The following is a 14,428-nucleotide window of genomic DNA, read 5'->3' as shown; positions in this document are numbered from 1 at the left end:
AAAAAGTACTGGTGTTTAGCTGTTTTGACTATTTTTGTAATAAAAATATAAATTTTTTTCTGGATCAAGAGGTAAAATATTCCTTTTATTCCTGCAAATGATCTCTTAAAACCTTGTACTGTTAAGCAATTACTCTATTATTAATTTTGGTGATGTTTTGTTTTATTAGTATTCATGAGGGATATTCATATAAGCGTTTATTTTAGTTTAGTTTTCTAATGCGTTATGTTTAGTTGCTTCATCTGAACATGAAACAAAAAGAGGTTTTTTTATACACTTTTTCATTAAATTTAAAAAAATTATACATGTTTTCACAAAACTGACATATAATATCCTTCCAGAGGAAAGATGCTTAATGCTAAGCATCTTTTTTTATGCCTAAATTTCACAGGCAAAAAACACACACACGGTATCCTTTGGAGTTTTAATGAAATTACGTCATCTCTCACAAATAAGTGTTGCGATACTTGCAGCCTTATCTACATCAGCGTTTGCTGAGCAAGAAAAAACCACTGCTAAACAAGATGCTTTTGAAAAAATAGAAGTAACAGCGCGCAAGCGTACCGAAAGTATTTTTGAATCACCAACAGCGGTTACGTCAATAGGTGAAAACCTAATTGATAAAGCGAATATGAGTAATTTGGAAGACATTGGTAAGTATGTACCAAATTTGAATATTACGCGTTATGGCGTTGGTAATGCTGCACATGCATCTGTATTTATCCGTGGCATAGGTTTGCAAGATCATGTGATCACCACAGATCCTGGTGTCGGTGTTTACCTCGATGGTGTTTATTTAGGTCGTCAAATGGGCTCAAACCTATCACTACCTAATGTTGATCGTGTTGAAGTGTTACGTGGCCCACAAGGTACGTTATATGGGCGCAACACACTTGGTGGCGCAGTAAACATTATTACTAAGCAACCAGGTGATGAAGGTATCGTTACAACAACAGCTAAAGTAGGTAGCCGCGGTCGTTTAGCAGGTGATGTTTATTTCAATAACAGCTTAACTGATACGCTTAGTATGTCGGCAAGTGTGTCATATAAACAGCGTGATGGTGTTGGTGAAGCTATTAATCTTGCCAATCCAGAAAAAGAGATCGGCGAAGAGCAAGAGTTAAGTGGCCGTATGGCACTTAAGTGGCAGGCTAGCAATGACTTATCGTTAACTTTCTCTTTAGATGGTGTTGATAACGAGTCAGGCCAATCACCTTACACTATTGAGCTTACAAGTCCGCTTGATGCAAGCGATCCATTTAACGGCGATTTCCCGTTATTGACAGCAGACATGCTACCAAGCGATCCAGATGATTTGGCAACGACTGTAGCAGGTATCGAGTCAACGGCTTATTCCGGTTGGGGTACGTCACTTATTGCTGATTGGGATATCAACAATACTTATACCGCTAAGTTTATTACAAGTTATCGTACGTCAGAGTACGAAGGGGGCCTTGATGATGACGCTGTCGCACTCAACTTATCAGAGTTTCCTGAAGAAGGTGGTGCAGATCAGTACTCATTTGAAATTCAGTTGAATGGTAGTTTCGACAATATGGACTTCGTTTCAGGTTTATATTTCTTTAATGAAGACGGCTTCACCAGCTCTGGTCCATTTGTATTTAGTCCATTTAACACGCCTAATGGGTTATTAAATGACGGTGTTACTCCATCATTTGGCGACTATGGCTTTTTTGATATTAACCAAGAAACAAACTCGTATGCAGCGTACATCAATGCAAGCTATGATCTGACTAATGAGCTGACAGTAGGGGGTGGTCTTCGTTATTCAAAAGATAAAAAAGAGGCTGATGCACTTTTCCCTTCATTCCCATCACGTAAGTTCGTGAGCGCAGATTTTGATGCTGTAACATGGGATATCAACGCCTCGTACCAACTGTCAAATGACATGAACTTGTATGGTCAAATTCAAAAAGGCTATCAAACAGGCGGCTTTCCTCCTCGTCCATTTGGCGGCCCAGATCAATTTGTATCATTTGATGAAACTAAAGCAATTAACTATGAAGTGGGTCTAAAAGGACAAGTACACGAAAATATCTCAATGATGCTAGCTGTATTTGTAACTGATTACACTGATTTAGCGCTACCATTTTCAGATCCAACAGCTGGTGGCGGATTTGTCACGATTGTTGAGAATGCTGGTGAGTCTAAAGCACAGGGTATAGAACTAGAAACAACTATAGCCATCACTGACGATTTTACTCTGCGCAGTGCCATAGGTTACCTTGATTCAGAGATCACAGAAGTGGATGATGGTGTAATGGGGATCGGTAAAGGTGATTCTCCAGCTTTGACTCCTCGATGGACCGTGATGCTTGCACCTTCTTATTTCATGGATTTAAGTAATGGTGGCACATTGGCTATTAACGCGAACTACTCATATCGCAGCGATATGCAGGGTCAATCTGTGTTTAATCAAAGCGAACACATTGAGTCACGTGAACTTGTAGGTTTCAATATTTCTTACTTAAACCCATACGGTGACTTTGAAGTAACCTTGTATGGCGAAAACGTATTGAATGAAGTTTATGATGTGGGTCGATTGCAGCAATCGGGCTTTGTCGGTGTGATGCGTAGCAATGACCGTAGTGAGTTTGGTCTTAAATTCAAAAAAGACTTTGAACTATAGTCTAACCAGTAAAGTAAAAGGGTAAGCAGTTGCTTACCCTTTTCTATTAATTATTGCTTTCTTGTTCACGTTTTTCACGTGCTTCTCTAAGCTCTTCAGCAAGTTCTCTTGCTTTTTGCTTCGTTTTTTCTGATAGCTCGCCAGCAGCTTCTTTGCTCTCAATCCATGCATCAATGGCAATTTCTTTACCGTCATCATACATGTTTAAGCCCATCTTTTTACTTTCTTCCAAAAGCTCTTGTAAAGATTCATCATTAAACTCATTGGTGGTATCTTTTACTTCATCCCACGCATCGTTTAGTGCTTGTTTTACTTCTTCTTTTGCTTCGGCAGCATCCTTTTTAGCTTCGTTGGCATCTTCGCAACCTGTTAAGGCTACACAACCTAATAAAACTAAGCTTGCTAATTTATTCATATTTTCCTCTAATGGTTCATGAACATTCAAATAAGTATAAGCAATTAAAAATGAACATAGCTAGAACAGAGCGTCTGAGTTTTAGGTTAATGGATGAAAATGATGCGCAGCTACTTTATGAGCTTGATAACGACCCTGATGTTATGAAGTATTTAACACGAGGCAAGACCTCTTCGTTGCAATCAATTAAAGACATATTTATTCCGCGTTTGAATGCCTATCGTAATGAACAAAAAGGATGGGGGTTGTGGCAAGTGAATATCACTCAAAGTAATACGTTTATAGGGTGGGTGCTAGTGAGACCCATGGGCTTTTTTGAACAGCCTGATTATAGTGACCTAGAGATTGGTTGGCGATTTAAACAAATAAGCTGGGGCAAAGGTTACGCATCAGAAGCTGCACTTGCTGTTGCACACTCAGTAAGCCAGTTTAAAGAGGTCAAATCCCTGTCTGCAACAGCATTAAAAGATAACGTAGGTTCAATAAACGTAATGAAAAAACTGGGCCTTAGTTTTGTAAAAGAATACCAACATAGTGATGAGCATGGCGAGTTACCCGCAGTGCTTTATTCGTGCTCAAAAGAGCAATTAGCGCCTTTGAGCGCAACTCATTGATTTGCATGCTCTGGCATGTATTAATGCTTAAAATAAAATCAAAAAGGAAGTGTCATGCCAAATTTAACTAAGTATGCGGCTGGGTTATGTGTAGCTACCGTGTTGTTTTTTCACACATCGTTGTTTGCTAAACAAGCAGCGGTTGCCATGCCTGACAGCTACAGCAGTGAAACTGCACGAACCATTTTAGAGCAAGGGGGAAATGCCGTAGATGCCGCCATTGCTGCTCAGTTTGTACTAGCTGTTACTCTACCAGAGGCAGGAAATATTGGCGGCGGCGGCTTTATGCTGATCCAAAAAGAAGGCAAAGGGGACTTTATCGACTACCGTGAAACAGCACCGGCAGGGGCTCATCGCGATATGTATCTTGATGAAAAAGGTAATGTGATTGATAACATGTCTGTGTATGGTATTCACGCAAGTGGCGTTCCTGGTAGTGTGGCGGGTATGTGGTTAGCACACCAGAAGCATGGCACGCTAGAATGGAGGGCTTTAGTTGAGCCTGCACTAAAGCTCGCTGAAGACGGATTTATTGTTCATCCAAAGCTTGCAGGGAGTATCGAGCGCTATATTGCACGCATGGCGAAAAAATCGGTTAAGGTTAATTTTGCTGATTATTTTGCTGATGCAAAAGCCGATAAGCTTTTTAAACAACCAGAATTAGCGGCAACCTTAAAGCGCATTCGTGACCAAGGTAAAGCCGGCTTTTATGAGGGGGAAACGGCTAAAATTATTGCAAGCTTTATGAAGCAACATGGCGGGATCATTACCGAGCAAGATTTAAAAGCGTATCAAGCAAAGTCTCGCACACCTATAAAGGGCAAATGGCGTGACTTTGAAGTATTAACGTCGCCGCCACCAAGCTCTGGTGGTATTGCTATTTTGCAATGGTTGAAAATGTATGACCTTGCCAAACCTAAAGAGCCGCTTGCGCATAACTCAACCACTTATGTACACATACTTTCTGAGGTAGGTAAACGTGTGTTTGCTGACCGTGCAGAGTACTTAGGTGATCCAGACTTTTATGATGTACCAAAAACAGCTTTATTAGCCGATGGTTACCTTGCAAAACGTGCAAGTACCATTCGCCCTGATGCAATTTCCACGACCGAGAATATTAAACCTGGGCTTCATGAAAGTGAGCAAACCACGCATTTTTCTATTATGGACAAGTGGGGAAATGCGGTTGCGAATACTACGACAATAAATTTAAGTTTTGGTAGCGGAGTCGTTGTCTCTGGGGCTGGGTTTATCTTGAATGACGAAATGGACGACTTTAGCGCCAAGCCTGGAGTGATGAATGTGTTTGGTGCTCTAGGCGGAGAAGCAAACGAGATCCAGCCTCATAAACGCATGCTAAGCTCAATGACACCAACAATGCTATTAAAAGATAATAAAGTAAAAATGGTGACGGGCTCTCCTGGTGGTACAACTATTATTAGTTCAGTTTACGAGTCTATTTTAAATGCTGTTGAGTTTAATATGTCTGCAGAGCAAGTCGTAAATAGCCCACGATTCCATCATCAATTATGGCCAAAGAATGTGATTAGGCATCATAGCGGTTTTGAGCCAAGTGTAGTAAAAGCGCTTGAGAAAATGGGCTATACACTCAATGAACGTCGCTTTGGTGATATGCATGTCATTATTAACACAGAAGGTAAGCTAGATGCTGCCTCTGAAGCATCTGGTCGTGGTAAGGCCATGGTGTTTTAGCTCGTTTCATGGTTTACAACATACAGTAAAAAAGCACCCTCGGGTGCTTTTAGTTGAAATTGGCTTGTTTAACCAATAGCTGGAATAAGTCCCGCCATTTGCGCGCCTTGAGCACTGATAATCAATACACCAAATAATGCAGCTAATACTAAACCTATATTTCCGCCCTTAACTTGATAACCCGTATTAGAGTGACTGCGGCGTTGTTTATAAACCATAGCAACAGGTAAAAATACGGCTAAGATCACCAATGCAATGGCGGCATAGCCTAGCGCCATAATAAAACCTTGAGGATAAAATAAGGCAAACCCCAAAGGCGGTAAAAAGGTAATTAATGCGGTTTTAATTCTATCTTTACTGCCGTCACCTTTTTTGAAGGTGTCTGCAAAAAAATCAAATAGGCCTAAGCTTACCCCAAGAAAAGAGGTCGCCAGTGCTAAGTCTGCAAAAATGTTAACAGCCGTCGCTACGTGAGGGCTGTGTGCAATGCTTGCAACACTACTTACAAACCCAGGCAATCCCTGGCTTTGCAGTAAATCACTTTGACTCATCATTCCTTGGCTTAAAAGTTGCCAGAAAATATAAATAACAAGGGGCAGAGCAGCACCTGCAATCATTACTTTACGCAGTGTTTTAATATCTAAGCCCACGTATTTCACAATAGACGGAATAGAGCCATGAAAACCAAATGAGGTAAACACCACAGGAATAGCAGATAGAATCAGGCCTTGCTCAAGCGGCATTTCGAGTAAATGCTGACCATGAACATAAGGCGTAAGCATATAAAACAAGCTCGCTAACACACATACTTTGATGGTAAACAGCACGCGATTAAGCTTATCGACCTTACTGGTGCCAAGCGTGACAACCGTGCCAATCACAATTGCTAATACTACCGAGCCAACTTGTGGTGCTAAAGACATTGATAGACCATTGTTGAGTTTCTCTTGTAGTTGCGCACCGCCTCCTGCGATATACGCGGCACATAACGCATAGAATAAAAACATAACTGAAAAATTAGCCACCCACTGTCCTCGCTTGCCCAGCCAAGACTTTGCGAGTGTGTTGAGTGTGGCGTCTCTGTCGGCATACTGATGCAACTCCAGCATAAGTAGTGCGGTGTAGGTCATTAAAGCCCATGTAATGAGTATGAGTGATAACGCTGTTGTGAAACCAAGCCCTGCGGAGGCGATGGGCAATGCCAGCATCCCTGCACCTATGGTGGTGCCAGCAACAATTAACATGCTGCCGATTGTTTTATTTTTAAGCACTTCTTGCCCCTTAAACTTCGTGAGAGGCAAGCAAGATATAACTTGTTTCATAAAACTTAAATAGTTTTGTTATAAATCAAAGAAATTAAATGTAACTTATGATTTACAAGTGCAAACCTAGTGTGAGTTGGTGGCTGAATTTTATTCGATAAAGTTTATCAACACGTATTGACAAAACCATCATTTAGTCGGATTCTTAATGTTCTTCAATTTACTTTTGATAATTATGATGCAGCTAAATAACCGACCAAATAATTGTAATTCGCGCCTGCTAACGTCAGTCGTGTGGTCAGTTATGCTCTGCGGTTAATAAAGTAAATATTACTAACCGCGTTCAAAGCGGTTGGTTATTCTCTCTAATTTTCTTCCGCTTTTTCGCCTCTTAAAGGAATAAGCGTGTGCCTGTAAAAGCCTCATATTTTTTCATGGTGGTTATTTGGTCTACAACCCCATTAGGTATTGTTTGGAGTAGTGAAACTGTTGCTCCTACCTTAGCAGTACTATTACGTATGCTGGTGGGGTTAGTGCTGGCTGCTTTCGTGGTTGCCGTGGCTAATATTCGTGTGCCTTGGCACCGTCGTGCGTTATTTTTGTACGGCTATTCGAGTATCGGTATTTTTGGCGGTATGCTACTTAGTTACATGGCAGCTAAAACTGTTCCGTCTGGGTTAATATCTTTGATGTTTGGTTTGGCGCCTATTTTATCTGGGCTACTAGCCCAAAAAATCCTTAACGAACCTAAATTCAGTGGCGTAAAACTCGCCTCCTTAGGGTGTGCATTAATAGGGCTGTTTTTAGTCAGTCAGCGTCATATTCAGGGGGGCGTAGAGCAGTTAAGTGGTCTGTTATATGTTTTTATGGCGGTATGCTTTTTTAGCTTGAGTGGTGTAATGATCAAGCGGGTTAAAATAGCGATTCATCCGATGGCGACAACGTTTGGTGCTTTAGTTTTTGTAACCCCTTTGTTTTTTATTACATGGTTAGTTGTTGATGGGCAGTTTAATAGCCATATGTGGAGCGCAAAATCGTTGTATTCAATTATTTATTTGGGTGTCTTTGGGTCGCTCATTGGCGCATTAGCTTATTTTCATGTATTGCAAAAGTTAAACGCTAGTACGGTGGCACTAACCACCCTTATAACGCCTAGCTTTGCAATTGCCATTGGTGGAATACTTAATAATGAAACAATAGATCACGCACTTATTGTCGGTGCAACCATTATTATGTTGAGCCTTGCTTGTTTTCAATTTGGAGATAAGTGGCTAAAACGCATTAAGCGTGTAAAGCCAGTAGGCTTGGGGTAGGGGAGTGATAGCCGAATAATGGCTATCACATTTTTGCGATTTGAATAACTAAACGACGGTTTTTATTACGGTCTAAAATGTTGTCATTGCTCGCAACATGCCGTTTTTCGCCATAGCCCTCGGTATCGACTTTGCTTTCATCGATACCCAAAGCAACAATGTACTCTTTAATCGCTTTGGCACGCTTTTTAGACAGCTCAAGGTTGTTCCAACGACCGCCGTAACTGTCTGTGTATGATGAAATTGAAATAGAAGCAATGCCAGTATCGTGTTTTAGGTACTCGGCAATTTTCTCTAATCGTTTTTGTGAGGCTTTAGTTAGCTTACTGGTATTTGGTTCGTAGTTCATAACCGTGAACGAAATATCTTCAAAGCTGTATGGCAACATAGAATCGCGGCATTGTAAAAACGCCCAATAAGCTTGCTTAAAGTTAACACTTGATAGGCCAACGGCAATTTTGTCGGCAGTATTTTGCCAATCTTGGTAGTAAAAGGTAGGTTGGTAGCCTTTTTCAAGCTCTGTAAGCATTTCCCATGCTGTTTTATTTCCGAGCTCGCCATCAAACTTACGCAACAGCTTCATATTTGCAATATCGCGGGCGGGCAATCCTGCTCGCCAACGAGGCGGAACCGCTTTTAAACCTGCAATACTATAATTATCTGGGCGTACCACCATATCAAGATTAAAATTTACATCTTTATTTTTACTGGCAGCTGTACTGAAAATGGCTTCGCCATAATAGGGAACTTCATGATTTAGTTGGCATTCAAGACGCGACGTTTTAACCATTTGCCAGTTTGAGGTATCGGCAGTTGCTGCATACTCACGCATGGCACCAGTAGCATGCACACTGGCGAGCAAGGTTAAAAGGCCTAAATTTAAAGAAAGTAATGAAGGCTTCATCACAGGTATTCTCCAACTGATCATTAATGCCAACTATTTGGCATTTTATTGCTTTAACACCCCAAAAGCTGAGTTAATGAGGGGAGTTGATAAATATAAAGCAAGTACTGTGCCTAAAAACGCAGTGAGAATCTGCTATTTCATCATATTTGCTCTAGCAGAGCCCCCTTGGTTTTTGACATAATAACCAGCTTACACAGGCAAACCAAGAAGACTATGGAAAATACTGAACAAACTCTTTTCGCAAAACGCTTTCGTGGCTTTTTTCCCGTTGTTATCGATGTTGAAACGGCAGGTTTTAATAAAGACACCGATGCGCTATTAGAAATCGCCGCCTCGATTTTAAAGATGGATGACGATGGCGTATTAAGTATTGACCATACCTTACACTTTCATGTTGCGCCTTTTGAAGGAGCAAACATTGAACAAGCTGCTATCGAATTTAATGGTATTGAGCCATTCTCTGCATTACGTGGTGCTGTGCCTGAAGAAGAAGCAATAAAAGAAATTTGTAAAGCTGTTCGCAAGGCGCAAAAGGCCGCGGGTTGCCAACGTTCAGTTGTTGTTGCACATAATGCGGCATTTGACCATGGTTTTTTAAATGCTGCGATTGAACGATGTAAAATTAAGCGCACCCCATTTCATCCATTTGTGAGCTTTGATACGACCTCATTGGCGGGGTTAGCGCTGGGTCAAACTGTGTTAGCGAAAGCATGCCGCGCAGCGGGTATTGAGTTTGACAATAAACAAGCTCATTCAGCCCTTTACGATACAGAGCGCACCGCAGAATTATTTTGTTTAATCGTCAACCGCTGGCAGCAACTAGGTGGTTGGCCGTTACCAGAGCAAGGTGATACGGCCGAACAAGAGACTAAAACGTCTGAGTAATTTTACCTTCTAAATAGCGCATCAAACTAGGTGGGTAAATACGTGAAAACTGTTTACTCTCCTGGGCTATTTTTAGCTCGACACCTGGGTGCATAAGCTCATTGACCTTTAAACGACTCGTGGCCAGTAAGCGGGCAATTTTAAGCTTTACCAATTGTTTCTTTTTCTTTGTATTCGCCGTCTTTATTTTAATTTGTTGCTCACTTGCCGTTATTTTATTGATGTAGTGTTCGCGTTGAGCGGCATCAGGGATTTTGTTGGCTTTTTTACGAGCTTGTTGAAGGGCACTGGCCTTAGTTGCCAGTAACTTTTCAAAATCACTGATTTGTTGCTGTTTTTGCCTTAAGTCATGCCAATACTGAGCGATGAAAACACGGGTTTTTGTACCCGAGGGCGCACCCAGTTCACCTGTTTCAATACGCATTGCATCTAAAATGTTACCACCAATAATTTTACCGCGCGGGTTATTTGCCTTACCAACACGAATAAGCCTGCGAGCACTTAAATCGCAATGCAATGCTTGACGTTCGATAAACAGATCTTGAGAACTTTTTATATGACAGTATTGCGCGTAACCAATTGAAATTGTGCGTACAGCTTCAATATTGCACGTAAAGGCTTCGTTATTTTCGCGCTTGCGACCTATTGCCCCTAACATAATAGTGATTTCGCTTTTACTCTCAATGGTGGCTGACTCCACAAAGCCCAATACGGTGATATCGCCCGTTGCTTTAACACGCATACCATCTTTAACGTCACCACTTATGATGACGCTGCCATCAAAATCAACGTGACCTGTGCTAACATCAACATGATGAAAACATAAAACATCATCGACGCGCATACCACGAGGAAGCGCAACAGGCACACCTTTAGAGTCAGCAATCAACATATTACTGTTGATAGGGTCAATACGGGTGCCTTCAAAGGGCTCAAGGGGGAAGTCTTTACCCGCAGAGGCTGGTAACACATCACCACAAACAGTGAAACCATTCTCACCAGCGGTCGCTGGAATACGCTGCATAAGCGGCGTACCAGGGTTTACTGTAATAATGGCGCCTAAATCACGCATATCGACCTTTCCGCCAGACTTAGCTTGTGGGCTCAACACTCTATCTTGTGCAGTAGGGCATAGCCGAACGAATTTTGCATCGTTGCCATCTTTAGGCATACGACCGTGGGCAACAATTGCACTGTAATCTGCACCTGCAGGTTGCTTAAATTGCTGCCCTAAAAAGGTATCAAGAGCACGTAGGCTTACCCCTTTTTCTACACCTGCATCGGCCAAAGCTGCTTGGGCATCATCCATGCTGATTATTTTTCCACCTTTGGCCGTTGTTAAACTGGCTTCTGCAACCATATTCTTTTCATCAACACTTATTGCTATTGACGCGTCTACCGCTTTGGCAATGACAAGTGAGTGAGTATTATGTTGGCTACTTGGTGTGAATAATTTGCCTATATTTGCCTCTATTAGCTCAAACTCAGCATAAGAGGATTGTTCGAACAGCTCTAAAAGCTGCGAACTGGTCACCGGAAAACCAGCATCACGCGGGTGCTCAAGCAAAGAGACGTATCCACTTTGCTCATCGAACGTAAACATCGACATTTGGGGAGTCCTGAAAAAAGGCCTGTTATTATTATTGTTTGTTGCTACGGAATTATTTTTTATATGAGGTAACAACAGGCCTATTTGAGCACAACTTTAGTATTATGTTAAGAACTTGTATGCGTCAAATGTGAAATTTTGTATAAAAACTGACTTTTCCTGCTGGATTTTTCATCATTCAAAGTTACCTAGCAAAAATATCCTGATTAATGCCTTGAGTATAAACAGATTACTCAGTTATACTGCACCTACACTCTGAATGAGATATCAAATTCAGGGGCTGATTAGGATTCGACGGAATTCAAGACGCCCGAGGTGCATGTCGAGGTGCGGTTGGCCTCGTAAAAAAGCCGCAATCTAAAGTAATCGCAAACGACGATAACTACGCTCTAGCGGCATAATAGCCCGCTAGCACTTCTCCGGTGCATTCTTGTGGGCCCGGTTCTGAAGTGTCACCCTACACAAGATCGCGATGGAAACCCTGGCCGGGGTTGAAGCGCTAAAACTAAGCGGCCTCGCCTTTTCAGATCGTGTTCGTCCGAGCTGTAAAGGTTAACTAAAAGACGATACTAAGCATGTAGTACCAAAGGTCGAGGCTTTTCGGACGGGGGTTCAAATCCCCCCAGCTCCACCAAATATGAAAAAGGCTGCTCTCAGAGCGGCCTTTTTTATTGCATAAAAACCTCTAAACTTGATAGTTTAGAGGCTCTCTTATAAACATCACACAACTAACTGCACAGCATCTATGATGGGTTTATTTTCAATATCAATGGTGTCGATTATTTGTTTGTGTAGGCGCTTTTTGTGCTCGGCAAAAATAGCGCGTTTTTTATCGAATTGGCTGGCAAATTCAAGGGCGGTGTTAAATAAGCTGTCGCTGTCTGCACAGGCTTGTTCGATTATATGATCCGTAGCAAGTTCGCCTGCGGTTACTCGGCGGCCTGTGAGCATCATTTCGTTAAAACGATAGTGTGGAATGGCTTTTTCAATAAAGGCGAGCATGCCTGGTAAAAACGGAATTGATAAATCAACTTCCGGAAAGCAGAAAAACCCACGGTTGCTTTGCATAAATCTAAAATCACACGCGCAGGCTAAAATAGCGCCGTTGCCAAACGTATGCCCATTGATGGCGGCAATTACCGGCATCGGAAATAGTAATAAACGCTTAAATACTGCGTCCATTGCGTGCATAAAACCACTCACTTCGTCTAGCTTTTGTGCTTTTAGAGCGGGCATTAGCCAGTCTGTGTCTATGCCTAGGCTCCATGATTTCTCATCATTTGAAGTAATAACCAGTGCTTTGTGTGCAGGGTTGGCTTCAATGTCATTTAGGCAGTTTAAAAATGCCTCTGCAAAAGCAGGGTTGTGACGATTTTCACCTGCGGTCATGGTGAGTATGGCCACAGAACCTTGTGTTTTTACGTTCATTAATTCCATGCAGGATACTTTCTATTTTATCTTTGACTGTGCTTAGTTATATACCATCAGCAGATGAAAATAAACCTCTAGTCCGACCAGTTGCATGCTTTTAAACTGATTACCTTTTAGTCTAAAGAGGTGTTTAAACAGTCGTTTAACTTAGTCGGGCATGTTAGTTTTGAATCAAATAACATAATAAAGCGACGTAATGGAATTAATGAGTTGGGAATTATTAGGTGGTGAGTTATTAAGTCCGATCAGCACAATTGTATTGATTGTTGTAGCCGGCTTTACATCGATGATCTCCGCTGCGTTTGGTGCGGGTGGTGGGTTAATGTTGCTAGTGATTATGGCGTCAATGCTACCTATGGGGGTGGTGATCCCTGTACATGGTTTAGTGCAGCTAGGTTCTAATGCGAATCGCTTTTTATTTACCTTTAAGCATATTGATGCGGCGATGTTTATATACTTTTCATTAGGCGGTGTACTGGGCGCATTAGTGGCATCGTCTATTGTGACATCGATCCCGTTAGAGCTAATGAAGATTGTTGTGGCTGTGTTTGTGTTGTATTTACTTTGGGGCGTAACCCCAAAACTGAGAGAAACATCAAAACTATGGCGAGTGTTTGCAGGGCTTTGGACAAGCTTTACTTCAATGTTTGTGGGAGCAAGTGGCCCACTGGTTGGTAGTTGTTTATACGTGAATAATTACGATAAGCTTAAGTTTACAGCCACTTTTTCAAGCTGTATGACGGTTCAGCACACGCTAAAAGCGATTTTATACGGTGCGGTAGGCTTTGCATTTTGGCAATGGCTACCTTTGGTGATATTAATGATTTTAAGCGGTGCAATAGGCACATGGCTTGGCCTAAAATTATTGCACCGCATTTCATCCGACAAATTTAAAAAGATTTTTCGTTTAGTGTTAACTGTGCTTTCCCTGCAACTTGCTTGGCAAGGAATAAGCTACACACTTAATTAAAAGCAGGTAATTCACTTAATGATTTATCGCCATTAAATAGCTCAAAAACCTGTGAGCTTTTAGACTCTTTAGTCGCGATATAGACTAACGCATCGGCAACGTCTTCACGATTAATAACAGCGTCTTGACGTGTCGCTGGTCGGGTTGTTGTAAACACTCCTGTGGCCTTATCATCTAGCAACGTACCTGGTCTTATAATGGTGTGATTTAGCCCACTTTGTATGAGGTGTTGATCAGCCATGTGTTTAGCTACTAAATAGGGCTTAATGCTGCTTTCGATGTTTTCTGGTGCATCTGCGCCAATTGAGCTCACCATAATAAAATGATTCACTTTGGCATCCACGGCATAATTTATAGCTTTAACTGCGGCCCATAAATCAATGAGTAGTGTTTTGTCTGCACCCGTTGCGCCACCTGAACCCGCACTAAAAATCACCTGCTCTATTCCCTCAAATGCACGACTAAAGTCGTTTTCAAGGTCTTGCTCAACAATGGTTAAATTATTGTGCTCAATACCGGCTAGCTTGTTTTTATCACGAACCAGTGCCACCACATCATTGCCTTCACTCAGCATTTTTTGAGTGGTCATTTTACCGATTTGCCCACTTGCACCTATGATTAAGGTTTTCATTTCAAACTCCTTCTATCTATTGGGTAAG

The 14,428-nt window shown here is 41.7% G+C and carries 12 protein-coding genes and 1 other RNA gene; 7 read left to right on the top strand and 6 right to left on the bottom strand.

Features of this window, described 5'->3' with window-relative positions:
* Positions 1-427: 427 nt before the first annotated feature.
* Complete coding sequence (locus L3V38_RS11015) at positions 428-2,650, top strand: TonB-dependent receptor (protein WP_237119426.1); 2,223 nt, start codon at positions 428-430, stop codon at positions 2,648-2,650.
* Positions 2,651-2,696: 46 nt separating this feature from the next.
* Here the strand turns inward: L3V38_RS11015 and L3V38_RS11010 are convergent, their stop codons facing one another.
* Entirely contained in the window at positions 2,697-3,065 is a 369-nt protein-coding gene (locus L3V38_RS11010) for a hypothetical protein (protein WP_062570582.1), read from the bottom strand.
* A 50-nt stretch (positions 3,066-3,115) separates the two neighbouring features.
* On the opposite strand from L3V38_RS11010, the gene L3V38_RS11005 reads away from it, so the two are divergent.
* Together L3V38_RS11005 and ggt are read left to right on the top strand one after the other, a co-directional pair.
* Complete coding sequence (locus L3V38_RS11005) at positions 3,116-3,679, top strand: GNAT family N-acetyltransferase (protein ID WP_237119425.1); 564 nt, start codon at positions 3,116-3,118, stop codon at positions 3,677-3,679.
* A gap of 54 nt (positions 3,680-3,733) precedes the next feature.
* Positions 3,734-5,392 carry a gamma-glutamyltransferase gene (gene ggt, locus L3V38_RS11000; protein WP_237119424.1) on the top strand — a complete coding sequence of 553 codons (1,659 nt, stop codon included), beginning with the start codon at positions 3,734-3,736 and terminating at the stop codon, positions 5,390-5,392.
* Positions 5,393-5,460: 68 nt separating this feature from the next.
* Here the strand turns inward: ggt and tyrP are convergent, their stop codons facing one another.
* Positions 5,461-6,663, bottom strand: a complete 1,203-nt coding sequence (tyrP, locus tag L3V38_RS10995; RefSeq protein ID WP_205989555.1) for a tyrosine transporter TyrP — start codon at positions 6,661-6,663, stop codon at positions 5,461-5,463.
* Between the two features lie 398 nt (positions 6,664-7,061).
* On the opposite strand from tyrP, the gene L3V38_RS10990 reads away from it, so the two are divergent.
* Positions 7,062-7,967, top strand: a complete 906-nt coding sequence (locus tag L3V38_RS10990; protein ID WP_237119423.1) for a DMT family transporter — start codon at positions 7,062-7,064, stop codon at positions 7,965-7,967.
* Positions 7,968-7,992: 25 nt separating this feature from the next.
* On the opposite strand, the gene L3V38_RS10985 is transcribed toward L3V38_RS10990, so the two are convergent.
* On the bottom strand, positions 7,993-8,871 hold the full coding sequence (locus L3V38_RS10985) for an OmpA family protein (protein ID WP_237115243.1): 879 nt from the start codon (positions 8,869-8,871) through the stop codon (positions 7,993-7,995).
* Positions 8,872-9,087: 216 nt separating this feature from the next.
* Between L3V38_RS10985 and rnt the strand changes: the two genes are divergently transcribed.
* A complete protein-coding gene (gene rnt / locus L3V38_RS10980) occupies positions 9,088-9,759 on the top strand; it encodes a ribonuclease T (RefSeq protein ID WP_237119422.1) in 672 nt (223 codons plus the stop codon).
* Here the strand turns inward: rnt and L3V38_RS10975 are convergent.
* The gene (locus L3V38_RS10975; protein ID WP_237119421.1) at positions 9,743-11,368 is read right to left on the bottom strand and encodes a FapA family protein; all 1,626 of its coding nucleotides are present in this window, start codon (positions 11,366-11,368) and stop codon (positions 9,743-9,745) included. The two genes, rnt and L3V38_RS10975, sit on opposite strands and share 17 nt — an antisense overlap.
* A gap of 276 nt (positions 11,369-11,644) precedes the next feature.
* On the opposite strand from L3V38_RS10975, the gene ssrA reads away from it, so the two are divergent.
* Positions 11,645-12,002: a transfer-messenger RNA gene (gene ssrA / locus L3V38_RS10970) on the top strand.
* Between the two features lie 86 nt (positions 12,003-12,088).
* Here ssrA and L3V38_RS10965 read toward each other — a convergent pair.
* On the bottom strand, positions 12,089-12,805 hold the full coding sequence (locus tag L3V38_RS10965) for an enoyl-CoA hydratase/isomerase family protein (RefSeq protein WP_237119420.1): 717 nt from the start codon (positions 12,803-12,805) through the stop codon (positions 12,089-12,091).
* A 190-nt stretch (positions 12,806-12,995) separates the two neighbouring features.
* On the opposite strand from L3V38_RS10965, the gene L3V38_RS10960 reads away from it, so the two are divergent.
* Positions 12,996-13,769 carry a sulfite exporter TauE/SafE family protein gene (locus L3V38_RS10960; RefSeq protein ID WP_237119419.1) on the top strand — a complete coding sequence of 258 codons (774 nt, stop codon included), beginning with the start codon at positions 12,996-12,998 and terminating at the stop codon, positions 13,767-13,769.
* Here the strand turns inward: L3V38_RS10960 and L3V38_RS10955 are convergent.
* Complete coding sequence (locus L3V38_RS10955) at positions 13,762-14,400, bottom strand: SDR family oxidoreductase (RefSeq protein WP_237119418.1); 639 nt, start codon at positions 14,398-14,400, stop codon at positions 13,762-13,764. The genes L3V38_RS10960 and L3V38_RS10955 overlap by 8 nt on opposite strands.
* Positions 14,401-14,428: the final 28 nt, after the last annotated feature.

It is taken from the genome of Pseudoalteromonas sp. L1 (assembly GCF_021728095.1).
Lineage (GTDB): Bacteria > Pseudomonadota > Gammaproteobacteria > Enterobacterales > Alteromonadaceae > Pseudoalteromonas.
Note: the sequence above shows the minus strand (reverse complement) of the source record. Positions and strands in the feature narration are given on the sequence as shown.